Origin of the sequence: Gluconobacter sp. P1D12_c (assembly GCF_018812105.1) — a bacterium.
GTDB lineage: Bacteria > Pseudomonadota > Alphaproteobacteria > Acetobacterales > Acetobacteraceae > Gluconobacter > Gluconobacter oxydans_A.
Genome location: NZ_JACSIQ010000425.1, coordinates 1 through 468, shown reverse-complemented (window position 1 = coordinate 468; position 468 = coordinate 1). Strand labels below are relative to the sequence as shown.

General features: G+C 58.9%; 1 protein-coding gene. It reads left to right on the top strand.

All coding sequences use genetic code 11. From position 1 onward, the window contains the following. Nucleotides 1-468 (top strand): transposase (locus KP705_RS17490; RefSeq protein WP_215765200.1); only part of this gene is annotated, 468 nt, incomplete at both ends.

Below are 468 nucleotides of genomic sequence, written 5' to 3'. Positions count from 1 at the left end.
ATTCCGYCCTGACCTGGAGAAGGCTCTGGCCTATGCGGACGGGAGCAAAGGCGGCCGTCCGCCGTTTGATCCGGTGCTGATGTTCAAAATCCTGGTGATCCAGACGCTGAATAATCTGTCCGATGAACGGACGGAATATCTGATCAATGACCGCCTGTCCTTCATGCGTTTTCTTGGTCTGGGGCTGTCAGATCGCGTGCCCGATGCCAAAACGGTCTGGCTGTTTCGCGAGCGTCTGACMCAGGCGAGTGCGATCGATGGGCTGTTCAACCGCTTTGATGCGACCCTGCGTAACGCCGGSTATYTGCCGATGTCRGGSCAGATCCTGGATGCAACGCTGGTCGCGGCTCCCAGGCAGCGCAACACAAATGCTGAGAAAGCGGATCTGCGTGAAGGGCGGATCCCACAGGACTGGCAGGACAAGCCGTCAAAGCTGTCCCACAAGGACAGGCATGCGCGGTGGACGCT